The organism is Desulfogranum marinum, from assembly GCF_016918565.1.
GTDB lineage: Bacteria > Desulfobacterota > Desulfobulbia > Desulfobulbales > Desulfobulbaceae > Desulfogranum > Desulfogranum marinum.
Genome location: NZ_JAFFQD010000001.1, coordinates 193,858 through 218,612, shown reverse-complemented (window position 1 = coordinate 218,612; position 24,755 = coordinate 193,858). Strand labels below are relative to the sequence as shown.

General features: G+C 46.0%; 19 protein-coding genes. 7 read left to right on the top strand and 12 right to left on the bottom strand.

From position 1 onward, the window contains the following. Window positions 1-55: 55 nt before the first annotated feature. The gene (locus JWH17_RS00920) at window positions 56-2,833 is read right to left on the bottom strand and encodes a PAS domain S-box protein (RefSeq protein ID WP_205220670.1); all 2,778 of its coding nucleotides are present in this window, start codon (window positions 2,831-2,833) and stop codon (window positions 56-58) included. Between the two features lie 812 nt (window positions 2,834-3,645). On the opposite strand from JWH17_RS00920, the gene JWH17_RS00915 reads away from it, so the two are divergent. Then, window positions 3,646-4,920, top strand: a complete 1,275-nt coding sequence (locus JWH17_RS00915) for a pyridoxal phosphate-dependent aminotransferase (protein WP_205220669.1) — start codon at window positions 3,646-3,648, stop codon at window positions 4,918-4,920. A gap of 459 nt (window positions 4,921-5,379) precedes the next feature. Continuing rightward, window positions 5,380-6,264 carry a flagellar brake protein gene (locus JWH17_RS00910; protein ID WP_205220668.1) on the top strand — a complete coding sequence of 295 codons (885 nt, stop codon included), beginning with the start codon at window positions 5,380-5,382 and terminating at the stop codon, window positions 6,262-6,264. Window positions 6,265-6,357: 93 nt separating this feature from the next. On the opposite strand, the gene JWH17_RS24505 is transcribed toward JWH17_RS00910, so the two are convergent. The 6 genes from JWH17_RS24505 to JWH17_RS00885 all read right to left on the bottom strand — a co-directional run bounded on the left by JWH17_RS24505 (window position 6,358) and on the right by JWH17_RS00885 (window position 14,103). After that, window positions 6,358-6,477, bottom strand: a complete 120-nt coding sequence (locus tag JWH17_RS24505; RefSeq protein WP_369125023.1) for a hypothetical protein — start codon at window positions 6,475-6,477, stop codon at window positions 6,358-6,360. Window positions 6,478-7,007: 530 nt separating this feature from the next. After that, window positions 7,008-7,412 carry a bacteriohemerythrin gene (locus JWH17_RS00905; protein ID WP_205220667.1) on the bottom strand — a complete coding sequence of 135 codons (405 nt, stop codon included), beginning with the start codon at window positions 7,410-7,412 and terminating at the stop codon, window positions 7,008-7,010. Window positions 7,413-7,595: 183 nt separating this feature from the next. Continuing rightward, the gene (locus tag JWH17_RS00900) at window positions 7,596-8,924 is read right to left on the bottom strand and encodes an APC family permease (RefSeq protein ID WP_205220666.1); all 1,329 of its coding nucleotides are present in this window, start codon (window positions 8,922-8,924) and stop codon (window positions 7,596-7,598) included. A 336-nt stretch (window positions 8,925-9,260) separates the two neighbouring features. Then, window positions 9,261-10,394: an ABC transporter permease gene (locus tag JWH17_RS00895; RefSeq protein WP_205220665.1), complete on the bottom strand. Its 1,134-nt coding sequence runs from the start codon at window positions 10,392-10,394 to the stop codon at window positions 9,261-9,263. Further along, window positions 10,391-13,114: a ribosome-associated ATPase/putative transporter RbbA gene (gene rbbA, locus JWH17_RS00890; protein WP_205220664.1), complete on the bottom strand. Its 2,724-nt coding sequence runs from the start codon at window positions 13,112-13,114 to the stop codon at window positions 10,391-10,393. Before rbbA ends, JWH17_RS00895 begins: the two co-directional genes overlap by 4 nt. After that, window positions 13,111-14,103: an HlyD family secretion protein gene (locus JWH17_RS00885; RefSeq protein ID WP_205220663.1), complete on the bottom strand. Its 993-nt coding sequence runs from the start codon at window positions 14,101-14,103 to the stop codon at window positions 13,111-13,113. The genes rbbA and JWH17_RS00885 overlap by 4 nt, the downstream gene beginning before the upstream one ends. A gap of 159 nt (window positions 14,104-14,262) precedes the next feature. Here JWH17_RS00885 and JWH17_RS00880 point away from each other — a divergent pair, with 159 nt between their 5' ends. Together JWH17_RS00880 and JWH17_RS00875 are read left to right on the top strand one after the other, a co-directional pair. Then, window positions 14,263-15,744 carry an ATP-binding protein gene (locus tag JWH17_RS00880; RefSeq protein WP_205220662.1) on the top strand — a complete coding sequence of 494 codons (1,482 nt, stop codon included), beginning with the start codon at window positions 14,263-14,265 and terminating at the stop codon, window positions 15,742-15,744. Beyond that, window positions 15,722-17,146 carry a sigma-54-dependent transcriptional regulator gene (locus JWH17_RS00875; protein ID WP_205220661.1) on the top strand — a complete coding sequence of 475 codons (1,425 nt, stop codon included), beginning with the start codon at window positions 15,722-15,724 and terminating at the stop codon, window positions 17,144-17,146. Before JWH17_RS00880 ends, JWH17_RS00875 begins: the two co-directional genes overlap by 23 nt. Before the next feature lie 60 nt (window positions 17,147-17,206). Here JWH17_RS00875 and JWH17_RS00870 read toward each other — a convergent pair whose 3' ends face one another. Together JWH17_RS00870 and JWH17_RS00865 are read right to left on the bottom strand one after the other, a co-directional pair. Then, entirely contained in the window at window positions 17,207-17,602 is a 396-nt protein-coding gene (locus JWH17_RS00870; protein WP_205220660.1) for a response regulator, read from the bottom strand. Window positions 17,603-17,656: 54 nt separating this feature from the next. Next, a complete protein-coding gene (locus JWH17_RS00865) occupies window positions 17,657-18,259 on the bottom strand; it encodes a cytidylate kinase family protein (protein ID WP_205220659.1) in 603 nt (200 codons plus the stop codon). 406 nt (window positions 18,260-18,665) lie between these two features. On the opposite strand from JWH17_RS00865, the gene JWH17_RS00860 reads away from it, so the two are divergent. After that, a complete protein-coding gene (locus tag JWH17_RS00860; protein WP_205220658.1) occupies window positions 18,666-19,487 on the top strand; it encodes a class I SAM-dependent methyltransferase in 822 nt (273 codons plus the stop codon). Window positions 19,488-19,664: 177 nt separating this feature from the next. Here JWH17_RS00860 and JWH17_RS00855 read toward each other — a convergent pair whose 3' ends face one another. Next, window positions 19,665-20,447 carry an enoyl-CoA hydratase/isomerase family protein gene (locus tag JWH17_RS00855; protein WP_205220657.1) on the bottom strand — a complete coding sequence of 261 codons (783 nt, stop codon included), beginning with the start codon at window positions 20,445-20,447 and terminating at the stop codon, window positions 19,665-19,667. 486 nt (window positions 20,448-20,933) lie between these two features. After that, on the bottom strand, window positions 20,934-21,527 hold the full coding sequence (locus JWH17_RS00850; protein ID WP_205220656.1) for a lipid-binding SYLF domain-containing protein: 594 nt from the start codon (window positions 21,525-21,527) through the stop codon (window positions 20,934-20,936). 635 nt (window positions 21,528-22,162) lie between these two features. Between JWH17_RS00850 and JWH17_RS00845 the strand changes: the two genes are divergently transcribed. Next, window positions 22,163-22,690: a hypothetical protein gene (locus JWH17_RS00845; RefSeq protein ID WP_205220655.1), complete on the top strand. Its 528-nt coding sequence runs from the start codon at window positions 22,163-22,165 to the stop codon at window positions 22,688-22,690. A gap of 47 nt (window positions 22,691-22,737) precedes the next feature. Here JWH17_RS00845 and JWH17_RS00840 read toward each other — a convergent pair whose 3' ends face one another. After that, window positions 22,738-23,718 (bottom strand): DUF2860 family protein, encoded by a 981-nt coding sequence (locus JWH17_RS00840; RefSeq protein WP_205220654.1) that lies wholly within the window; start codon window positions 23,716-23,718, stop codon window positions 22,738-22,740. 206 nt (window positions 23,719-23,924) lie between these two features. On the opposite strand from JWH17_RS00840, the gene JWH17_RS00835 reads away from it, so the two are divergent. After that, on the top strand, window positions 23,925-24,689 hold the full coding sequence (locus tag JWH17_RS00835; protein WP_205220653.1) for a YdcF family protein: 765 nt from the start codon (window positions 23,925-23,927) through the stop codon (window positions 24,687-24,689). Window positions 24,690-24,755: the final 66 nt, after the last annotated feature.

The following is a 24,755-nucleotide window of genomic DNA, read 5'->3' as shown; positions in this document are numbered from 1 at the left end:
CCAAATGCAATATCTCCCATTAACTCTCCGCATGATCTATTGCTGAATTATCACGTCAACTCTCCAGCGCCTCACGCACCTTCCCTCCCAGCTCTTTCATTGAAAAAGGCTTCTGGATGAAGTGCACGCCTTCGTCCAGCACGCCCTTGTGGGCGATGACGTTAGCCGTGTAGCCTGACATAAACAGCCGTCGGATGTCCGGATAAATAACCAGCAGGTTTTTGGCCAGGTCGCGTCCGTTCATTTCGGGCATAACCACATCGGTTAAAAGCAGATCGATGCGACCTGGGTGTTCTTGAGCCACACGGACGGCCTCGCCGGGGGTGCTGGCCGCCAGCACGCTGTACCCCAGTTTTTCAAGCATTATTGTAGTCATCTGCAGGATCGTCGGTTCGTCCTCCACCAGGAGAACGGTCTCGTGGCCGCCCTCGGCCGGACGGTTCAGCCCTTTTTCTATCATACCGGCCAATTTTGCCGTGAATCTTGGCAGATAGATTCTAAAGGTTGTCCCATGGCCCGGCTCGCTGTAAACGTTGATAAAGCCGTTGTTCTGCTTGACCGCCCCGTATACCGAAGCCAGCCCCAGACCAGTGCCCTTGCCCTGCTCCTTGGTGGTGTAAAAAGGTTCAAAGATATGATCGAGTGTCTCCCGGTCCATGCCGCAGCCATCGTCACTGACCGCCAGGAGGATGTACCCGCCGGGTACAAACCCAGCATGCTCGGCGCAATAAGCTTCATCAAACGAAATAACGCCCGTCTCGATAGTGATTTTGCCCACGTCGACAATTGCGTCCCGGGAGTTAACGCACAAATTGACAAGGATCTGGTCAATCTGGGAGGGGTCAACCTTTACCGGTGCGAGGTTCTTGCCGGGCAGCCAGGTCAGGTAGATATCTTCACCAACGAGCCGGCGCAGCATCTTTAACATTCCTTCCACGGTTTCGTTCAGATCGATAACCTTTGGGGCTATAGGCTGCTTGCGGGCAAAGGTCAACAATTGTCGGGTCAGAGTGGCCGAATGTTTGGCCGCCTGTTGCACCGCTTGCAGGTCGGCAAAGAGTGGTGCTGCAGAATCCAATTCCTCAAGGATCATCTCGGTATGGCCAAGAATCACGCTCAGCATGTTGTTGAAGTCGTGGGCTACCCCACCGGCGAGGCGGCCTATGGATTCCATCTTCTGGGCTTGAGTGAGCTGGTTTTTGAGCTTTTCCTGTTCCGCTTCTGCCTCTTTAAGTGCACTCATATCAACATCAAGGCAAAAGAGCTCTTGCGCACGTCCCGGCACTTTAACAATGGTATGGTGGGATATAACCGGCACACGTGAACCATCTTTGTGCATCAATAACAGTTCTCCCGAAGGAATGGGCTGACCAGACTCAGCCATTTCACTCATCTCTTTGGCAACGGCAGCTTTCATTTCAGGTGGGATAATCAAATCAAGAAGATTACGCCCAATAGTCTCCTGTTGACTATATCCATAAAGCCTTTCGGATGCTCCGTTCCAGTACTGAGTAGTTCCATCAGGTCCATAGCCCTGAACAGCTATGGTATCAATATTCTCCATTATGGTTCTGAACCTTTCTTCGCTTTCCTGCAGTGCTATTTCAGCATGCTTACGCTCGGTGATGTCCAGAGCGGTAAAGGTCACTCCTTTTGACTTGTCCTGCAGGTCCACTGGTGAAGAGCTAAGAAGGACATCAATGATGGTGCCGTCTTTTCTCTGCCATCGGATTTCTACCATGCCCGTGCCGTGGTGAGCTATCTGAGCATATTTTTCCCTGCCCACAAATTCAAAATCTTCATCACTGGGATAAAGCATCCGGGCACTCCGGCCTATCAGCTCTGTTTCATCGTATCCTGTCATTTCGCATAGACGATTGTTGACTTTGATCAGCACTCGATTTAAAACAGATCCAATACCAACGGGTGCGCTTCTGAAAAGACTGCTGATCAGATTTTCACTTTCTCGCATTGCTTCTTCCATACGCTTGCGATCGGTGATGTCATGCAGACTGCCATACAGGCGGTTGACAGCGCCATCGGAACCTTGCTCTGGAATTCCCCGCACGACGCAGTGACGTAATTGTCCGTCTGTGCGCGTGATACGCACTTCTAAATCATAAGGGACATTGTTGCGCAAGCATTCTTCAACCGCCTCAATCAGGCGCACTCGGTCCTCGGGGACATAGAAAGCCTGGTGCTCATTGAATGAAGGGGCTTCTTTCATAGGTTCGAGCCCGAAGATACGGAACAATTCTTCCGACCAGGTGACCTTGTCATTTTCTATTTCCCACTCCCAACTGCCCACATGCGCTACAGCCTCTGTTCGGGCCAGCATCATGTGCTCCTGATACAACTCTTCCTCAGTCTTTTTTTGGTCGGTGATATCGTGGAATATACAGTGGGTCTGCTGAAAATTGCCTTTTTCATCCCTACTAATTTTCCCGGAAAAAGAAGTCAGAATGTGGTCGCCGTTTTTTTTGACCATTTCAAACTCAACACCCAGAATTTCACCAATGGACTTGAACCGGGGAAAATTTTCTTTGAAATGCTCCTGCCAGTCAGGATGCAGAAAATCTGCAAAGGATTTACCAATGACCTCTTCTTTGGCATACCCTAGGACTTCAAGCCAGGTTTTGTTGACAACTATGAAATGGCCATTTTCATCCAGTGATTGATAACTGAGAGGGGCTTTTTCATAAAGCAGCTTGAACAGGTTTTCACTTTTTTGCAATGCTTCCTTGGAAGAGTTATACTTGGATTCAATCTTTTCCAATTCCTGAACCCGTCTTTCCAGTTCTTCATAGGTTATTTTTTTTTCATTATCATACAAATCCCGTGTTAATCTCAGAGAACTGAGGCGAGGTGATAAGTAACCATTTTCTTCGGAACACATAAAAAAAGCCAATTGCAACAAAGAGTCGTCTATACAATGCACTAACGCTACCTTTTTCCACCACTTTTCGCAAATGCTTTACCCTGAGACTAATAACTGCTGATGGACCAAGCACGCTGGTTCCTTTTCTGCAAAACCGGCAATATTTATTAATTTTCGCAACAGTTTCTCGCAGCAGGCGTTTTTCATGCCTGCACATCGATGAAAGTCTCCATATTTCATGGCCAACCTTTATCAAAGGATTTGACAACTAATGCCGAACAGTTCTTTGGAGGCGTTGGGGGTTCCCTTTTTTGTTCTGCTCCATCAGCAAGAAAGATATCCATCGGCAAGCCTGAGAGTGGAGGCAACCGGGAGAGTAACATAATAACTGTTTAGGTAATTTCAGCACTCGAGCTTTGAAGTTATTAGTGCCACGTCCAGGATATCGATTTCATACCTTTTTCGATAATTAATACCCTGTCTTTCCTCGGTTTTCTGTCTGCTGATCGTGCCATCCTTGCCGATCAATACGTGTACATGAATTATGTTGCGAGTTCTGTTTCAATTTTTAGTTTTGCCACGCTCCATTTTGGCCCTTAGGCAAATCAAGTTCAAAGTATAAATTTTAAGACAATAACAGTGGGGTATACAAGAATAGATGAGTGAAATCCGTCCTTCTGTGTCCTTGCAATTCTTTGCAACACACTGTATGCGTTACTAACGAATTTAATACATTTTTTTTATAATATAACAGGAGCTAGCCAGGAATGAGACCCGCTTTAAATCCACTAGTATTAAGCCTGAAAGAATCGGCCACCCTGGCCATAAACCTCAAGGCTTTGAAACTCCGCCAACAGGGCGAGAATATTGTTCACTTTGGTTTTGGCCAATCGCCGTTTCCTGTTCCTGAGATTATCCAGGAGGCACTTCGAAATAATGCAGATAAAAAAGATTATCTCCCCACTCAGGGGTTGCCCGAACTGTGTGAAGCGGTTGCCACTTTTTACAGGGAGCAGTTTGGATATGATTTCAAGACGCATGAAGTGTGCATCGGCCCAGGAAGCAAGGAACTGATCTTTCAGATTTTTTACTTGATGGAGGGCCCCCTGCTTGTACCTGTTCCAAGCTGGGTTAGTTATGGGCCACAAGCGGCTCTGCGAGGAAAGGAAATTATTCCCATACAAACGAGTCGGGAAAATAATTATCGAATTACCCCGGAACTCCTGGACAAAGCATGCTATAGTGCCGGACAATCACAGAAGTTATTGATCTTCAATAACCCTAACAATCCAACAGGTTCTCTCTATCATGAAAAAGAAATTCGAGAGATTGCCGAAATCTGTCGGGCCTATAACGTTATAGTCATCTCCGACGAAATATATGCCATGATTGATTTTGACCAGTGGCCTATGGGGAGTCTGGCAAAGTACTATCCAGAGGGGACCATTGTTTCCGGAGGGCTTTCAAAGGCCTTTGGTGCCGGTGGATACCGCCTGGGTGTGATGCTGATACCTGATTCCCTGGAGTTGATGATGTCGGCATTGAAATCCGTGGTCAGTGAAACATTCAGTGCTGTAAGTGCTCCTATTCAATATGCAGCCTTAAAGGCTTATGGTGATTTTGAACAGGTTCGACCGTTTGTGAAAAAAACCTGTGATATTTATCGGTATATTCTTTCGTATCTCCATACGCAGTTTATCGACATGGGCTTGAATTGCCCCAAACCGGCCGGCTCTTTTTATCTCTTTCCTGATTTTGAAAATTACTCCAGGCAGCTGCACGATGCCGGCATTCTCACATCCCGCAAAATGGCGGATGTCTTGCTTGAGGAACATAACTTAGCGGTTTTACCTGGTTCTGATTTCTATATGCCTGTAACCAGTTTCAGTTGTCGCGTGGCTGGAGTCGATTTTGACGGTCAACAGGTGCTACGCACGTGGCCCGGAGCAGAAAATGTTGATGACAAATATTTCACAACCCATTTCTCTAAAATCGAGCAGGGCTGTGGATGCATTAAGTCTTTTTTAGACAGCTTAGTTTGAGTGATTTTTGACTACCGGCCGGTTATGCCCGACGCTTTACATCCCTTTTTTATCGACCTGGCCGCACTGTGATCGGCACAATCTCATGCATTGATGCATTTGTTGATGGGTGCGGCTATTTCCTCTTGGCTAAAGTAAACATATTTCCACTGAGCCGGAAAAACTGACAACAGTTGTGAGCCTACCCCTGATCAGGTGATTTATGCAAATGAGCCACGAATGTAATATCATGTATTCTTACTTTAATAGCTGACACCTGGTGTTTTTGATATCAACAAACAACTTCGAGAAATGTCAGGTGAATTTACCGTCTAATGGGTGTGGATCGAGTTGCGCTGTTGTTTAGTGAAAGACTTATTTTACAGGTCGGTAGCTTTGTGTTAAAGAGGGAGTGCTCTTAATCCATTTCAATAGAACCGTTTTCCTAACCGCCGAAACCTGAGGCTATGGGAGTCATCTTTGTCCAGCAGCGAGCTCATCAATACGCTTCAAGCCTTCTTTCCTCAGACAGAATATAGCAGCGAAGCAGTAGTTGAAGGTATTACCAATGGTGATATCGTCGTCAATTCGACGCATATGGCAAACTATCTGCAGGGAGCACTCCACGACGAGAGCTTACTGGAAGTTGAATTAGACAACGACAAACGCGTCTTTTTTTGCCGTATTCTGGACCATCCCCCCGAGGAAGATACCCCTGATGAGGATGTGCTGTACACCAAAGGGGAATACCTTGAGAATACAGATCACATCATACTTACACCTTTAGAGCCTGCTGAAGGAAATTATCTTATCAATGCAAGCTCACGTATCCTGATACGTGTGCTCACCTCCCAGGCTGCTGTGGAATTTTGCTGTAACTTTGATGGAAAGATAAAAATTGATACAATGCCCGTACTGCAAACCACTTTCCCCGTAGTAGCTCGGCAAGTTAAGGGCGCGAGAGAATATAGAGTCAAGGTCCCCGGTGATATGGACTTAACCGTCATCGCCTACAGGAAGCGAGATAAGCTCAAGTTTACTACCCGGCCTATGGATATGAGCATAAACGGCATGAGCCTGTATGACCCAAAAGGCAAGCACACCACATTACAAACTGACGACAAGCTATCTTTACAAATAACCTCGGATGATATGCTGCTCATGACTCTGGAAGCAGTTGTAAGACATGTAACAAGACTGCGCGATAATCAGGGCCTGCAATATGTGTTTGGGGTTAAGTTCAACCTGGAATCCCGTGCGTCAAGGGCTGAAGTGGAAAAATTAGTGGCAAGCATCCAACGAGCAAGGCTGCGCAAACTTGCAGAGATCGAAGGCGCGTTTGGTGTAAACTTCAGCGACTGGTAAGCCCACCCCTTTGGATAAATCTGATGCCGTGCTTTTGCACAATAGACCCGTTGCGAGTCGTCTGTAGAAAGACTTTTTCAGAGAAATATTTTTTTAAGCTGTGGCCGGCAGATAGATAAAAACAGATGTGCCGACATTGTCTTTCGATTTGAGGACGAGATGACCACCATGCTGTTGCACTATAGACAATGCAACAGTGAGACCAAGTCCCATTCCTTTTTGAGCCTGCTAACCCGAATTTCTCATGAACTTTTTGATTTTAAACTCAACTAATTGATATTATTGATTAATGAATAACTGCACAATTAACAGTCTGTTTTTTGTTTTCAATCAAAAAGTTCCCCCTTCGGGTCAATAGATTTTTCCACAGGATCTGCGTTACAAACCACTTGCGGTAGTCCACTACAGCTGCGCGGCTTGTGCCTTGTCCTGCGAAAAACTTTATTGATGAGAAATCCGGGCTAAACAATTACATTGGCAATATGGATCATAAAACTGCGCGCTATTGTGAGGGTTTATCGATCAGCATCATGTAGATTGGAGAGTAGACTTTTTGTGATTCCCTTGCAGCACAGCAAGATCTGTCGCAACGTGTCAATACGTTGCTTGTGCATATTATGGCTTGGTTTTAAAACGCTTGACCCTTTGCCGGACTCACTGCAAATGCTGTTGTTGGGTTACGTTCCAAGGCTGTCAAAATTTTTTATCTGAGAACAACCGCCATTGTTGATACTTGAGGATGCCTACTGCTTGTCAGCCATATAATCAGCGAATTTTTTATCTGAATCAAGAATATGATTGATTAGCCATTCCCGCAAAAAATGATACAAGTCCTCTCTGCCATCCGGAAAGTTATTGAGCAGACGGTCTTGGAAGACAGCAACTTCATCTATCAGATTTTGATGCTCCGTTTTATGGGCATCAAGTTCTGGGTACTGCGCATTTTGCATCAGCGATTCTTCGTTGGTAAAGTGATTTTGCGTGTAGTCTACAATCTCCTTCATCACCTTCTCAACGGCTTCTTTAGGCTTTTTATCCCGGACGTTTATGTACATCGCTTCAATAAGCTCGACTAGTTTGCGATGTTCCAAATCAACAGCCTCAATTCCTGTGTTATAGGAATCACGCCACTTTATAACTGCCATCATCAGTCTCCATTAACCCTGGTGTAATGTTACGGGCATCTTGTATGATTATCTTTTAGCCCAATTTATGGGAGTTTACACTTGCCTTGTTATGGCCAATAAATATCGTATGATCATCTTGGCCCACTTGAACCCGTAGGCATAGCCTGGTGAAATGGGTAGAGCAGCTTGCTTGCCCAGTTTATTTTAGCGCGGGAAATGATTTTTTTTCATGTAGGGCAGGCCTGCCGCTATCACAATCAGGGTGAGCAGAAAGAAATGCAAAAACATGTCCTTTTGCACAGCTCCCCAAATAATATAACACAAACCAACGCCGGCAAACAACGGCATGAGATATCTGATAAAGAAGCTGCAATCTGTAAATGTTCGCATTACCCAGAAATAAAGAGAAATGTAAATGACATAAAGAAACGCGATGGGCAGTTCGGAGATATCCATGAACCTCCCCCACCAGCCTGCAAAATTTCCGTACCAGACCATGAGCCAGAAGCAGGACATGGTAAAACCGATGAGTGCGGAGAGAATCGTACTGTTGGTGCGTGGGTCTACGCGACTGAAGAATGCCGGCTTCGGCCCTTGCCCTCGTGAGGAGATAGCATACATTCCGCGGCTCGAGCCCATGATAAGGCCGTTTAAGGTACCGAGGCACGAGATTATCACAAATACGGACAGGAGGGTTCCACCCAGCTTTCCGAAAATAATTGCCAGAACTTTTACGGGTGCATCGTTTCCTGCGACGATGACCTCATCGTTGGACAGGATTCCTGAAATACCGAGGTAATAGAGCATATAAATGACAACCACCAGGCAAGCACCGAAGAAAAGCGCCTTGGGTAGCGTTTTTTTGGCGTCTTTTAATTCAGCATTGATCGAGGTTGCAATAATCCACCCCTCATAAGCAAAAGCTGTGGCAAGTGTTGCTACAGCAAGACCACCCCCGGAGGTGACGTTTTGTGCTGCATTGGCAAAACTCGAAAACGTCTGCCCGCTTACAAGTCCTGAAACGCAGCCCACCGCAGCCACCAGTGCTAAAGGAATAAGTTTGATAATTGTGGTCGAGACCTGCCATTTACCTGCCAATATCGGAGAATAAATATTTAAGAGGAAAAAAAGTACCATGTAAAAACTCGCCACGAGCCACACTTGTTTTTCGATGCCCATGAGGCTGACGGTATAGTTTGCCGATACCCAGGCCAGTACAGCTACCAGTGTCGGGTAATAGACAAAGGTCATAAACCAGGCCACCAAATATCCGGCTTTTGGACCGTACGCCTCTTCAAAATAATCGACAACCCCGTTGACCTTCTCTACTCTGGTTGCAATCCTGGCAAAGACCGAAGCGGTGATGACCATGATCGTCCCTCCAATGGCCCAGGCAAGCAATGCTGTTGGTAAGCTTCCACCCGAGGCGACCAGAACATCGTCTGCCTTAAAGAATACTCCGGAACCGATGACAATGCCCACCACCATGGCGGTAGCTGTCCAAATCCCATATTTCCGTTCCAACTTTTGCATGTTTTGTACCTTGAATTGTGTCGTTGAATACTTTGCAATTCATTATTTTGGCAAGGTGATCATTTTTGCAGGGGATATTTCGACGCTAGTGTTTTTTCCGGCGTATTGGTTGCTCTGCTTTTTTGTTAATTTTCGGGCGAAGATAGTACTGGGTTCAAAGCATTAATGCGATACCTTTAGAGTAATTGGAGTGAAAAAGAAAGGTGTGTGGCTATGGGGTTGTATAAGAGGGATAGCTTTCTTGATTAGGGATAAGGGCGTAGCCATATAAAGCTGAGCAGCTCTTTTGGTCAGGATTCCTCCACATCTCTCTGCTGATACTGCTGGTAGTACCCTCTAATTGTCGGCAACAAATTGCCTGAATTTGGCAGTGGCTGTAATAAAAAAGATCAAACCAATGATAGCCAGTACAATAAATTGTGGCCACACTGTCTCCAGCCCCGCTCCCCGATAGAGAATCGCCTGCGCAAAAGAGACAAAATGGGTACTGGGTGATGCCAGCATAATATGTTGCACGATATCAGGCATGCTTTCACGGGGAGTAATGCTGCCGGAGAGCAGTTGCAGGGGGAGAATGGTCAGGATCAGAAGCAGGCCCAGTTGCGGCATGGAGCGGGCCAGGGTGCCAAGAAAAATACCCAGCGAGGTGGTGGCAAAGAGATGCAGGGCCGTTCCTGCCACAAATAAAGCAATCGAGCCATGGATCGGCACTCCCAAGACCGCGCGAACCATAATAAACAGTGATAACACCACCGCAACCAAAACTACCACCCCGTTGGCAATAACCTTTGAGGCCACGATTTCCACCGGGCTTACCGGCATGGCCAGTAAATGTTCCAATGTTCCATGCTCACGTTCCCGAAGCACTGCTGCCCCAGTAAGAATAATAGAGAGAAAAGTAACATTGCTGAGGATTTCCATGATGCTGCCGAACCAGCCGCTGCTCAGGTTGGGGTTGTATTTATAGTGAGGGACCAGTGTGAAGGGGAGCTCTGTCCCGTTGTCTATACTCCCCATAAAGTTCGTTAATTCGCCTTGAATGATACTCTGGATATAGCTGTTGCCGATGAATGATTGGGTCATTCTGGTTGCATCAATATTAATTTGCAACTCAGGTTGTTTGCCGGCTGTAACATCACGTTGAAAATTGCATGGAATAATAAGGACAAAACAAAAGCTACCAGAGTCCAATACCGGATCGACCTCAGGGAAAGTAATGGAGACAGGTTTGTTAAAATAAGGCGCATAAAAAGCATCACCAATTTGTTTGGAGAGCGGCGATTGATCTTCATCAACGATGGCAATGGGGGCTTTGTGCAATTGGGTTGAGGTTGCTGTTGTTGCAATATAAATTGCTCCTGAAAACGCCCATATGATCAGCACCAGCAATATCTTATCATGCCGGATGCTGCTTATTTCTTTGAGAAAGAGGTTGTAAACCGTTTTTACGGAGATGTGCTGTACGTTCATTTTTCCTGTTTCTCCAGGAGCAGCAAACTCAAAAGAGTGAATGCCGGTGCAAAAATAACCAGATGCCTGAATTCGCGTGCCAGGTCGCCATATCCCAGGCCTTTGGTAAAAACGCCTCGGACAATAATGATGAAAGAGGAGGCCGGCCAGTTGTCGCCAATAATCCTTCCCATGCCCTCAAGGGAGCTTACCGGTTCGGTCATGCCTGAAAAATTAACGGTTGCCAGTAAGGTTATAATGGCAGTGCCTGCCAGAGCTGCTATCTGCGTTCGGGTAAAGGAAGATAATAAAAGGCCAAATCCAGTGGAAGCGCTTACATACAAGAGTCCTGTAAGGCACAGAAAAAATATATCCCCTTTAAGCGGTACCGAAAAAACAAAAACTGCCACCAGGATAAGGCAGAGAAAACCAGCCATACTCAGGGCAATGTATGGCATTTGTTTGCCTAGTAAGAACTCCAACCGACAAGAGGGGCTAACGTGGAGATTAACAATGGAGCCGAGTTCTTTTTCCCTGACAACGGAAAGGGCGGTAAGGATTGCCGGGATAAACATCATCAGCAGGGGAATAACTGCGGGCACAATAGCATGAATACTTTTAAAATCCTGGTTATAGCGATAGCGAGGTTGAAGTGTAGCCGGGAGTAACGTTATATCTTCTCCTGTTTTACGTTTGGCAAGATCAGTCAGGTAGCTGAGATGCATTCCCTGGACATAGCCATTAATGGTTTCGGCGCGAAAGGGCATGGCGCCGTCAATCCATACACCTATCTCTGCCATTCGCCCCCTTTTCAGAGCAGCGCTGAAGCCCGGCTGAATTTCAAGGGCCAGGCTGAGCTCACCGCTACGCATTCTTTTATCTAATTCCTCCTCACTGTAAAGAGGAGGGCGTTCAATAAAGTACCTGGAACCTGCAATATTTTGGATATAGTCACGGCTGAGCGGACTCTGATCCCGGTCCAGGACCGCAAAGGTTAAATTCTCCACATCCAGTGAAATACCGTATCCTAAAACCAGCATCAGCAAAGCGGAGCCCAGCAAGGCAAAGGCGAGCAATACCGGATCTCGAAGGATTTCCAATGACTCTCGTATGCTGTAGCCCAGGAGGCGTCGAATATCAAATGTGTTGTTGTGTGTACTCTCGATGCGCTGACCGCTGAGTTGCGTGTTCTGGGGAAAGGGTATTTCCGGGTCCTGTTCATCTTCCAGGTAGGCGATAAAGGCATCTTCCATATTTGACGTTCCTCGCGATCGGCGAATAGCCTCTGGCGCGTCGGTGACCAGTACCCGGCCGGCATGCATCAGGGAAATACGGTCACAGCGTTCAGCCTCGTTCATGAAATGAGTGGAGATAAAGATGGTGACTCCCTGGTTTCGAGAAAGCTCAATCAACAGTTCCCAGAAGCTATCTCTGGCAATGGGATCAACACCAGAGGTCGGCTCATCAAGAATAAGGAGATCCGGGGTATGGATTACAGCGACAGCCAGGGAAAGGCGTTGCCGTATTCCAAGGGGGAGGGTGCCTGCATTTTCATCAGCATACGACACAAGATTAAATCTTTGTAAAAGGGAATTGATACGCTGCCTGGCATCGTCTTCCTGGAGATTGAAGAGTCGTGCATGGAGGTGCAGGTTCTGCATCACTGTCAGTTCTTCATAGAGTGAAAAACCCTGGGACATGTATCCCACTCGGTGCTTGGTTGCCATTGAATCGGCCTGCACCGGGTTGTCAAACAGGCGGGCACTCCCACTGGTGGCCGGCAGTAAACCAGTGAGCATTTTCATAGTGGTTGTTTTGCCACAGCCATTGGAGCCGAGAAAACCAAATATTTCGCCCTGCCTGATCTCCAGGTCTACCTTGTCCACTGCTGTAAAATGGCCAAAGTTTTTGCTTAATCCTTGAGCAGAGATGGCTATTTTATCGGTCTTGCCTTGCAAGGGGGGGATGGTTAGCGCTCTTTTTTTATACCCTTTGTTGTGCAGGAGCAGAGCAATAAAGGCTGCTTCCAGAGTCTCGGTTGTAGTCAGTTGTTTGAGTTCTGCTGATGTGCCGGTCTGTAATACTTTGCCGTCATTCATGGGGATCAACCAGTCAAATCCTTCAGCTTCGTCCATGTATGCGGTGGCAATAAGTATGCTCATGCCTGGGCGCCGATCACGTATTTGCTTAACCAACTCCCAGAATTGGCGACGGGAAAGCGGATCAACTCCAGTGGTGGGTTCATCAAGAATGAGCAGGTCGGGATCATGGATCAGTGCACAACACAGTCCCAGTTTCTGTTTCATTCCTCCTGATAATTTTCCTGCCTGTCTATCTTGGAAAGGGGCAAGTCCGGTTGCCTCGACGAGTCTTTTGATCTGCCGGTGCCGTTGTGTGGTTTTTATACCGAATAAGCGTCCGAAAAAGTTTATATTCTCAAACACTGAAAGGGTGGCATAGAGATTTTTGCCAAGTCCTTGTGGCATAAAGGCTATGCGCGGAGAAATGGTGTTGCGAAAGTGCTGATTGCGTATATCGCCGTTAAAAACCATAATGCTGCCATGTTGTATTTTACGGGCACCGGCAATGAGGCCTAGCAGGGTAGATTTCCCCACTCCGTCCGGCCCTATCAAACCAACCATTTTACCGGCAGGGATAGTCAGCGATGTCTCGTGCAGAGCCTGGTTTTTTCCATAGCGGTGCCTGAGCTCGGAAAGAATAATGGGTGCGTTAGTTTTCATTGTGGCAGGGCAACGCGCAGGTTTTCCGGCCAGGCTGCATGTGCATCCATGAGGATAAAGGCTTCTCCCGGCAAACCGGTTTTGACAACGTTTACATATTTTTTTAACAGGGTGGAATCTATTTTGACTTTGACCCTGAACATAAGCTTTTCTCTCTCTGTTCTGGTTTCAACGGCCTTGGGGGTAAATTGGGTGCGGGGAGCAACAAAAGAAACCTTGGCCGGAATAACAAATTGTGGAAAAGCATCAAAAATAATGCGGGACTCACTGCCGATAAAGATTTTTCCAGCCTGTACCGTGGGGAGAAAAATGGTCATGTATACATCCGTTAAATCAAGCACGGATAAAACGTTGCCGCCCCCGGCAAGCACCTCTCCGCTTTGGGCTATTTTGTAGAGAATGCGTCCGTTAATCGGCGATACAAGTTCCATTTCCGCAAGTTCGGCGTTCAGTCGCTCAATACGCGCTGCGGCAGCTTCGGTGCCCGATGCAGCTCGGGTAATCTGAATTTTGGCAGCTTGCAATTCTGCTTTCGCACTTTCATAATCGGTAATGGCCTGATCCAGTTTTTTTTGGGAGATGTTGTTGAAATGGGAAAGTTTGATCGCACGCTCCTTTTCCCGGAAGGCAAAGTTGAGTTCACTCTCACGTACAGCCGCCATGGCTTTGGCATATTCATTTTTATCCTTTGCCTCAACCAGGTAAGCTTTGGCTTCTCGCAGCTGGGTTTCCAGAGTATAGGTATCCATTTTGGCAAGGAGCTGTCCTTTTTTTACCATATCGCCTTCTTCGGCCATTACCTCGTCAAGGCGGCCGGCATATTTGGTGGCGATATCGTATTCTGTTGCTTCTATCCTACCGTTACCGGAAGCTATATATTCCGGCAGACTCTTGTTATTTTGGCCTTTATAGTAGTACCAGGTGGCCGTAGCCATACCTGCAAGCAGGAGAAAAAAAATAATCTTAAAAATAGATGCAGCTTTTTTCATATCCAGCACTCATTGTTTTATGTGAAGACGTTCCCTGTCGATTAAACATGTCTTTGGTTTGCTCTGATTAGATTGTTGCAAGTCCGATACCATGATTGTAGAAGGAGAGAGGTTACTTTTGTTAAGGTAGCTTATTGTTGCAAAGAGAGAAGAGGAGTGATGAACATCAGCCTGAGAACCAAGCTCATTTGTATATTTGCCGCCATGACTATGATGGTAGTGGGGTGCAGTCTGGTTATGGTGTGGAATACCCGGCAGGTTACGGGTATGTTTGGCAGGGTCGTGCAGAAAGACCTGGTCCAGTATAGAACCGCACAGGAGATGGAAATGGCTCTGGCCGATCAGAAAGGATTGCTGACCTACTACTTTGTTGATGGAAACAAAGAGTGGCTGGAAGCTGTTGACCGGTTCCATTCTATGTTTCAACGAAAATTGAAAAAGGCGCAGTCATTACATTTTGCTCCGGAACAGAAAGATATTTTGGAGCAGATTGTTGTTGAGTACGAAAAGTACGGGCAGATCAAAGAACGTGCCATTCACGACTACCAGGCAGGAAAATCCATGGAAGGGATCTCCAATTCCCACGCACAGCAGCGTGATGTTTTTTTCAGCCTGCTTACACTGTGTAAAACACTTCGTGAGCAACAATGGAGAGTTATCCAGGAAACGGAAAAAACAGCGACCCATGGAGCTGCAAAAATCACCTTTTTGGCTTATTGGTGCATAGGTGTTTTTGTTGTTTTGTGTTTGCTGTTTTTTTCCGTGCTCTATAAGCAGATACTTCAGCCAATACGGGATTTGGCCATTGAAACCGGCAGTACTCCCCAAGACAGCTATATGAATGAGGTGGGATCATTAAGCCACTCCCTGAAAGGGATGATGCGCGAGTTTGACCGGACCCACGACGAGTTGAAAAAAAGTAAAAGAAACTTGCTCCATGCTGAAAGGATGGCCGTTGTGGGAGAGCTTGCCGCCAGCGTGGCCCACTCAATGCGGAACCCTTTTACTTCTATCAAAATGAGAATGTTTTCCCTGTCCCGCTCTCTTGATTTAAACGATGCCCAAAATGAAGATTTGCACGTTATCTCAGACGAAATTGACCGGATAGACAAGATAGTAACGGCTTTTCTAGAGTTTGCCCGTCCCCCCAAACTCCAGTTTAAAGAATATCGTCTTGGCGATTTGATCAGTTCCGTGGCAAATCTGCTCAAATACAGGCTTGAACAGTATGATACAGTTCTTGTTGTTGAAAGTGTCGACAATGAAGCAACCATATGGATGGATCGCGACCGGATAAGGGAAGTGTTGGTTAATTTGATCACCAACAGTTGTGAGGCCATGAAGGACGGCGGAGAGATTTATATCAGGCAGACACGTGAGCAAGACCCGTTGCTAGGCGAATTGGCAGTTCTGCGTATTACAGACACTGGTCCTGGAATTCCGGAACCTATTATCCATAAGATCACAACACCCTTTTTTACTACAAAAGAGCATGGTTCCGGCCTTGGGCTGAGTATAGTTGCAAGAATTATTGATGAACACAAGGGGAGATTGCTGGTTTCATCCACAGAGAACGGAGCGGAAGTTATAATAAAAATACCTGTCTCAAGGAGTGTCCATGAGCTTGATTCTCATCATTGACGATGACAGGCAACTGTGCAGCAGTTTTTCAAAAATTCTTATCCAGGAAGGCTACACAACAGAAGTTGCTTTGAGTGGAAAGGAAGGTATCGCCACGGCACAAGCGTCCCAGCCTGATGTGGCTGTCCTGGATGTGCGCCTGCCGGACATGACCGGTCTGGAGGTTTTTGACATCCTGCATCAACAGTTTCCCAAGCTGCCGGTTCTCATTGTTACTGCCTTTGAAAGTACCGAAACTGCCATTGAGGTGATTCGAAAAGGAGCCTATGACTTTATCTATAAGCCTTTTGATGTCCTTGATATGCTTCAACTTATAGAGAAAGCCGTATTCACCGGGCGTTGTATGTCTTCTCCTGTGGATGTTAATCCGCAGAAAATGGATTTCTCCAGTCGAGATGCCCTGGTTGGTAACTGTAGGCAAATGCTTGAGGTATACAAGGGGATAGGCAGGGTAGCCTCCACCGATGCCACGGTATTGATTCGTGGAGAATCCGGTACAGGCAAAGAGCTGGCCACCAGGGCAATTTATAATTATTCCAATCGGGCGGATAAGCCTTTTATGGTGGTCAACTGTGTGGCTATTCCGGAAACACTTTTGGAAAGCGAACTGTTCGGCTATGAAAAAGGTTCCTTTACCGGGGCTGCCCACCGTCGTCTGGGCAAGATAGAACAGGCACAAGGCGGCACTGTTTTTCTTGATGAAGTTGGTGATATGCCGCTCAGTATTCAGGCAAAATTGCTCCGCCTGCTGCAGGAAAAAAGCATTGAAAGATTGGGTGGCAAAGAACCCGTTGATGTCGATGTGCGAATTATTGCTGCGACCAATAAAAATTTGGAAGCTGCGGTAAAGAATGGCAGCTTTCGTGAAGATCTGTATTACCGCCTGCGCGTTGTTACCATAACCATGCCGCCGCTGCGCGAACGAAAAGACGACATCGCTACTTTGGTTAATTATCTGTTGCTTCGTCTTTCGCATAAAATGTCTGGTGCAAGCCCTGGGATAACCGATGAGGCCATGGTGAAATTACAGCAATACGATTGGCCGGGTAATATTCGTGAGTTATCCAACACCTTAAAAAAGACGCTAATTTTCAACCGTGGTGCACCTATTGCGCCCGAAGATATCAGCTTTCCCCACCTTGTTGAGGAGTCGGATACCAGAAAAAAAGTCGGGACAGAGCAGGTTAGACAGTGGGTTCGGGCGGTACTCACAAATGGTGAGCAGGAAAAGGCCTATGAATTTTGTCTGCAACAGGTTGCCACACTCCTGATTAAGGAAGCACTTGAGCTGACGGCAAACAATAAATCCCAGGCCGCAAAAGTGTTGGGAATCACCAGGCCGACTCTACATGCAAAAATGGAAAAATATTGTATTGGCGAACAGGGATTCCGCAAAGACTGAGTTTCTTTTGTCAGCATTTTTTACAGACTGTAAAAAATGCTGACACTTCTTAGAAAAATTTCAATGACCAATATGTTTTTCATGAACCTTTTTAAGGCAACTATGAACCCTGTTTTTGATAGCCACAATACTTGCCTCATTTTTCTCGATCAGGACAATATTCTCCCTCTCAGGCAAGGGGTCGAGTATTCCCTGGTAGGTGTGCAGTATAATTTCCTTTGCACAATAGGTCTTGAGTACGGTGTTGAGCAGGGGAGTGCCATAGGGGTGGAAAAGTTCAGGATCAAGAATGATCAGATCACACATAAGGGGGTGCTCAATTAAGGCATGAACGTCATCTTCACAATGTACACAGAACGCAGAGTAGGCCTCTTGGGTGAGTTCCCGCTGAATCAAAGTTCGTATATGGCTGTTTACATCCGTTACTGCGATGCGAAAAGATGTGGCCCTCTGCATGGCTTTTTCAATCTGGTTGAACTCGGAATTCTCATAGGTTATCTATCAGCTTTGTTACGTGAAAAAAGGTGCAGCGTCTGATTTGTCATGTTGAACCCGCTCTTCTTGAAGCATGAAAATATAGGCGATCACATCAAGTAGATCCTGGCCTTCATATCGAATAACTGTGTCATATAAATCCGGGCTGTAAGGGGATTTGTTAAAAAGGAATTGGGTCCAGCAAGCAGCCTTTTGGTCGTATTCTTTGATTAATTTTCGTGCACTTTCCTTGTTTATTTTCTCTTGACGGATTGCTCGTCGAATTCGGCTTTTTTCATCTGATAAAATCAATATTTTTTGGATCAAATGGTCGTTGGATTCCAGTAATGAACTGAAAAAACCGTAGTAGATATAGTTTGTAGAGTCGGCCAGAAGACCTGTACAGCGTTGCCGGAGGAGATCAATCAGGATCTCCTTTTCCATGCTGCGCCGATGTGTTAGCTGGTCATCGGAAAATAGTTTTTCTTGCAGCGTCTTAATCGGGATACCTTCTTTTTTACTCATTTCTTCAAGCAACATGCTATCAGTATAAACAGGCTGGCAAAGGGTGTAGGATAACTCACCTATTATCCGTGCAGCATCGGTGAACCTACAAGGGAAAAGGGCAATTGATATCATATATTTTCTCCTAAAAAGATTGCATCCTTTTGTTGCATAGTTCGGGCCATTATGTTGAGAAACTCTGCTCCATTTCAGCCGGTTAAAAAAGGCCTCTACAGATAACGTTGGTGCTTTAATAAATGCATCCTTTTTTTAGTCTGCCTCAACCACGTGCAGGGGGGAACAATTGAAAAGGAGAGAAGAGATGTGAAACCAAGTGGTTGTCAGCTTTATCTTGGAATAACTTACTAATATGTTGCATTTAATGGGAGCAGAGCCTTTAATGAAAGATGGTGTCGGTGCTGTGAACCAGAGAACAAAATAAGTAGAATCCTGGCCGGGATATGCCTGGGCATGATGGCGAATATATTCAATTCTCCTCGTAGGCAGAGAAAAAACACATGAGCAGGCAAGGAGTGTTTTTATGAACAATCAGTTGTGTCCCATATGCGAGCAAACAGATTATGTGAAAGTGCATTCTTTTATGGACTACCGAGTAGAAATATGCGGGGAATGCGGCCATGGAATAACGCTTCCCAGACTAGCGCCGGGAGAGCTTGATCGACTGTATGATGAAGAATATTTTACTGATCAGTACGAGGCTTGTCTTCCGGGAGAAAAAGAACTCCAGCGCAAAAAACGGCAGGAAGACCATCGCATTAAGGTAGTCAAAAAACAAATAGCGCACGGCAAAGTGTTGGATGTCGGCTGTGGGCTCGGTTTTTTTCTGTATGCCTGCAAAGATCGATACACCCCATATGGTTTTGATGTCTCTTCTTCCAACAAGGCGTATATCGAGCAACAATTAGGAATAGAATTATTTACAGATGAAAGGGAAGTGCAGGAGTTTACAGAGCAACAAGGGCCCTTTGATGCGGTTACCTTTTGGCACAGCTTGGAGCATTTTATAGAGCCGACGGCAACATTGGAGCACTTTTGTTCTTTACTCCATGATGACGGTGTCGTCGTTATTGATGTGCCGGTACATGACTCTATCGATTGCAGCATGAATGAACGTAAATGGGAAGGGTGGCAGATTCCCTATCATCAACACCATTTTTCTTCTACTTCACTGCGACAATTGATTAGCAATATGGGGCTTAGCATAGTGGATGAGCACACGTATCGTTCGGGACATGTTTATCAACGATTGAAGTCAAAATGGTACTTGCGACCGTTTGCCCGATCAATTGCCAAGCTCTTTCGCGGAGGGAGCATGGTTGTTGTCTGCAAGAAAAATCGGTGACTGTTCAGCTCGAGATGAAGGCGAGAGTGTTTATGGTGCGCTGAAGAGTTGCAAAAAATGATTTAACTTGGTGATTGTTCGCCGCCGCTTATTTTTTGCAGGCGACTCACCCACACAGCTGTAGCACCTCTAAATGGTTACACTTTTTGAACAGGTACCCTGTCTGCCACATGCACATTACACATTGCTAAAAAGAGCTTTTCTTTTTTCAAGAAAAGCGGACATCCCTTCTTTTTGATCGAAAGTAGAAAAAAGACCGCCAAAAATGGAACTTTCGTGGAGGATGGCCTCGTTTTTGGGCATATTCAATCCACTGCGGATCGTTTCTTTGGCAAAGCCAATGGCTGTTAGTCCGTTTTTCAGCATTGTTGTCGCTATATTTTTTGCTTCTGCCAGCAAAGTATCCTGTTCGACCACTTTGTTGACAATACCCCATATTTCTGCCTGTTCGGCACTCAGCATTTTTCCGCTGAAAATGAGCTCCCGCGACCTGTTTGGGCCAATAAGCCGCGGCAGGTTTTGCGTACCCCCAAACCCAGGTATGATTCCAAGGGTGACTTCGGGTAGACCAAACTGGGCATTGCTTGATGCGTAAATAAAGTCACAGGCGAGGGCGAGTTCAAATCCACCGCCCAATGCATAACCATTTACTGCAGCGATACAAACTTTCTCCATTGACTCAATTTTGCCGAGAAGTCTTTGTCCTTTACGTGAGAAATGGAGCGCCTGGACAGGATTCATTTCCGTCATTTCAGAAATATCTGCTCCAGCAACAAAAGCTTTGTCGCCCGACCCCGTGATAATAACAATTTTAATTTCGTTGGCAGTGCTGATTTCTTCAATGCTCTTTGCCAATGCGTCGAGCAGTTCGCTGTTGAGAGCATTTAAATTTTCAGGCCTGTTAATGGTTACAGTACATATTTCATTTTTAGTGTTTGTTTTCACAATCGGTTCATTCATATCTGCTCCAGTAGTCCTCTGCTGCATCAATGTAGAAAAAGCTGAAAATACATGATACCGAATTGAAAACCTGGCGGCACCTGATTTTTTGAAAAATAAAGTGTACAGCTGTGTTTACATGTGCAGTGAAAAAAAGGGAAGAGGGCGGGTGTTGATTGTTGCCTTGAATTTTTATCAGGAGGAGAGGTGAAAACAGTTAGTTTACAGTGTGGATCGTTTCTGCTCATCTTACTCATTTTATTTTGCTGCAGATTGAATGAGCGTTGTTGCGAAGGGCGCCCACAAAGCATAGAACATGGGCTTAGCTGCTAACAGAGAAGTTCTGTTATTTTTATTGCAGGCGGTGGAGAAAAGGCGACAGGGAGGGTTCATTCACCAAATGAATAGGTCAAAAAGCAGCAAGCCATCTTAACAAGTATGCCCAGCTTGTAAAGGCTATGACTTGCTGCCGGTCTATTATCCTGAATATGAGAGTGATTTTTTGAGTTATTGTCCCAGATGTTTTCCCCCGGCAACCCGTCTTGTAAAACTGAATTTCTGGCCGCCGACACTGGCCTCATACATCAAACCACCCTTGGTAATGGTATAGGTTGCTATCCCCTTGTTGTACCCGGAGCTTGCTATTTTAGCGTTGTTTTTGCCGCCACTTGCTGCTGCTGACCCTCCAGCCGTATTTGCCGAAGCACCTACTGCTGCTGTCAATGCGGTTGCCTGTGCCTCGGCACCGAACTCAAAGTTGCCGGTGGTAAATTCATCCAGTGCTCGTTTATCCTGGAAAAAAACTACTTGGCTGAAGCCGGTGCCGCCCAACTGAAATCCAATGCTCGCCTGGGTCATTGCAGTATCGCCTATATATTTGTTCTGCTCATAGACCCTGCCTTTACCGTACGCACCACCAACGACGAAACCAGCTTTGCCGATGGTCGGGAAGAGGGCATACCCGTAAGCGGTTTGAAACATTTTTGAGATTCCCGCATCTGTAAACATTTTTTTGGTATCTGCATAATTGTCAGCCCAACAAGGGGAGGAAAGAAGGGCAAAAGCAAAAGTAAGTACCACAAAACGTATAATTGGATTCATCGTAATTCTCCTTGCATTATTTTGTATTGAATCAAAAGATAAACAACGATTTAAAAAGTATCTCCTGCTATCCCAATATGAGTGAACGAGGAAGCTGGAAGATACTTGGGACCAAACCTAGCATATACGACGTGGTTGCACAAGGAGTTGGCTTCCATCTTGTAGTAATAACTGCCAAAATGGAGCAGTTATCCTGACCACGATGATTGGTTTTCTTCGCAGCTTCTAGTTTTTTTCAGCCTGAATTGTTCACTGAAGATCAGTCTATGCTGCGCTGTTTTTTTCAGTGTTTCGGCAAGAAAAGGTAAGCGCAGACTCCGATAGCTTACCCGGAGTCTTCGCTTACCCGGAGTCTTCGCTTACCCGGAGTCTTCGCTTACCTATTTAATACCAAAAATCTTTGAGCCTGCCACCGCCTCAACTGATGAAACATTTTGGTTGGATTGATTACGAAACGTGATGTTTGTATACATTGCGGGGGAAAACCCGTGTAACTGGAGCGACTTCGTTGCCGATTTTGTAGCACTTTGTACTGTAATAAGGTTTGGTGGTAATGAGTTAGATTGTTTATACAGCGTATTTGAATCTATGGTCCACTTTACAAAACATTCTTTCCGATATTCACCAGGAGAAACATGCGTAACACGCAGATACGTCATTCCCACATTTATGCTGGTTCTGTAAGCGATCGGCTTGAGGTGAGTAAAAAGATTCTGTCGATGGTTGGCAAAGAGTTGACGCAGGATGCTGATTTTCGACACCAGTTTTCCTTGTTGCAGGAGTATGCAGAGGCGTTGAACCTGCACATGGCGAACATGGAGCTTGGCGCACTTTGCGGGACGTGTGCGACCAGCCCTTCAGGTGGCTGTTGCAGCCGTTTTATGAGTGGTGAGGTGGATGCTGTTCAGCTTTGTTTCAATAGCCTGGCCGGTATTGAGGTAAAGGTTGTCCAGCTCAATGGACAGGAATGCTTATTTCTAGGTGAGCGGGGCTGTATTTTTCTCTTTAAGCCCATGTTCTGTCTCAATTATACCTGCAAACACATTTATGATACCTGCACACCTGCAGACTTGCATGCGCTGGAAAAATTGACAGGGCAGCTCCTGAGTAAACAATACCAGCTTGAACAGCATGTCTTGCGTCTATTGCAGAAGGGTGCTTGAGTGTACCCTTTGTATTTAGATCTTCTCCTGTTGTTGGATAGATTTGGTCAAAAACGGTAATTTATAAAACCACCAATTGTGAGAGCCTCGGTGTCAAAGAAGTCGATATTGCTATCTCCTTTGCTCAGACTCACCAGAGCTGTGGTGGACCAGTTCTTGAAATTAAATGGCGCCATATACGTTGTCATCAGGCTTATTCCATAGCCAATATTTTCCCTGGTTTGATCGAATACCGGATGTTGCTCGTCATAGTCGCTATGGCTGTAATACGCCCTCGGGACGATCATTAGTTTGTCTAGCGTGTACCTGGCCTCCAGGCTGAGTTTGTATTTAGTGTACGAGTTGGCCTGGCCGTCATAGTCGCCAAAATGGACGCCTGCACGGGGGCGAATCTCCAGTGTATCAGTCGGATAAAAAGAGTAGTTCATATTCAGCACGTACACGGAACCGTCTCTTGCCAGAGTCGGTTCGAGTGCGCCAATGACATCGTCGTCGACATCATCGTTGAGATAGATGAATTTTACGCGGAGTCCAGAGCCCATAATCCTATTCAGGCCAACCTGAGCACCGAATTTTGTAGTATCCGTTTCAATGCGATTAACGCCGACGAGGTAAGGATTTTCATAAACCTTTGCAAAAGGGGAGACAAAGAACGAACCCTCAAAAATTCCTACCTCTGGTAAGCGATAGGAACCACCCATATCGATTGTGAAACCGCCTACTTCGTCAATGGGGGGAGTGGTTGAGAGATACAGCTTCATTCCCTCTGCTTCTCCCACGTCCCACACGGCATTAACAAGTATGGGGGGGATAACGGTTGTTTCACGGTCAGCACCTGATTGGAGATTGTCGAGTCGTTCTTCTGAACCTTTTGGGTTAAGGTTGTTGCCGCTGTTTATTATGAGTGCTCCTAAACCAATAGTGCCGGAAACGGAACTCGATTCTTGTGCTTGTTCTTGCGCTGAAACGAGTGCGCCGGAGAAAAGGAGGCTGCATGAAAGGAGGGAGCTGATAGCTTTTTTCTTCATGGTAGGTCTGTCTTTTTATATTGGTTTATGTGATAAATCGAAAACAAACGCCAACTCATAATGCTTTATAATAAAAAATGAAATATTGGAAATCATTTGTAAAAAATATTGGTTGTTGGCTGCGTTGGCTGCGTTGGCTGGAATCCAGCAGTTACCGTTGAAGTTGCTTTTGTACCGATAGAAGATACACAAATAATGGTGGTACCATGTTGATGGATTTGCGATATGTACTCAAAGGTTTATTGCTTCCCCCATTTACGCAGGTAGTTGTTCTTTTGATGGTCTGGAAAATTCGCAAACGAGCCCCTGCAATAGCAAAAGCTCTGTTCCTGATTGCTGTTTGCAGCCTCTGGTTGTTGGGAACCCCGGTGGTGGCGACGTTTCTTGCTCGGAGTCTGGAAAAATATTCTGCGCTGGGTACGGAGCAACTTGGCATTATCAAGGCCGATGCGATTGTTATTTTATCTGCCGGTCAAAACGTCTACGCGCCTGAGTTTGGCGAACCTGTGAGTGGTGCAGAACAACTTGTCAGGATTAGATATGGTGCTTTTTTACAAAAAAAGACAGGTCTGCCGGTACTGGTCAGCGGAGGTTCTGTTCAGGGAGGTGAACCGCGCAGTCTTGCCGAGACCATGGCGTTTGATTTGCTTAAAGGCTACGATGTGCAGGTGCGATGGCTGGAAAAGGAAAGCAGAACCACGGCCGAAAATAGCCGTTACAGTTATGCTCTTCTTGCTCAAGAAAACAAGACCACTGTTCTCCTTGTAACCAGTGCAATCCATATGATGCGGGCAAAATGGAGCTTTGAGCAGGCGGGGTTTAAGGTGCTGCCTGCACCAACAAATTTCAGAGATCGCAGATCCTTAAATATTAACTCGTTTATGCCCAACGCCGGTGCACTTATGTTGAGCAGTGAGGCGTTGCATGAGTGGCTCGGTTACTGGGCGTATCAGTTGCTGGAGGATGAGTAAAAAATACCTCAAAAATGGTTTTGTTTTTCCATCCTCTTAAACGTCACTTTACCTGCTTTTCAGCAA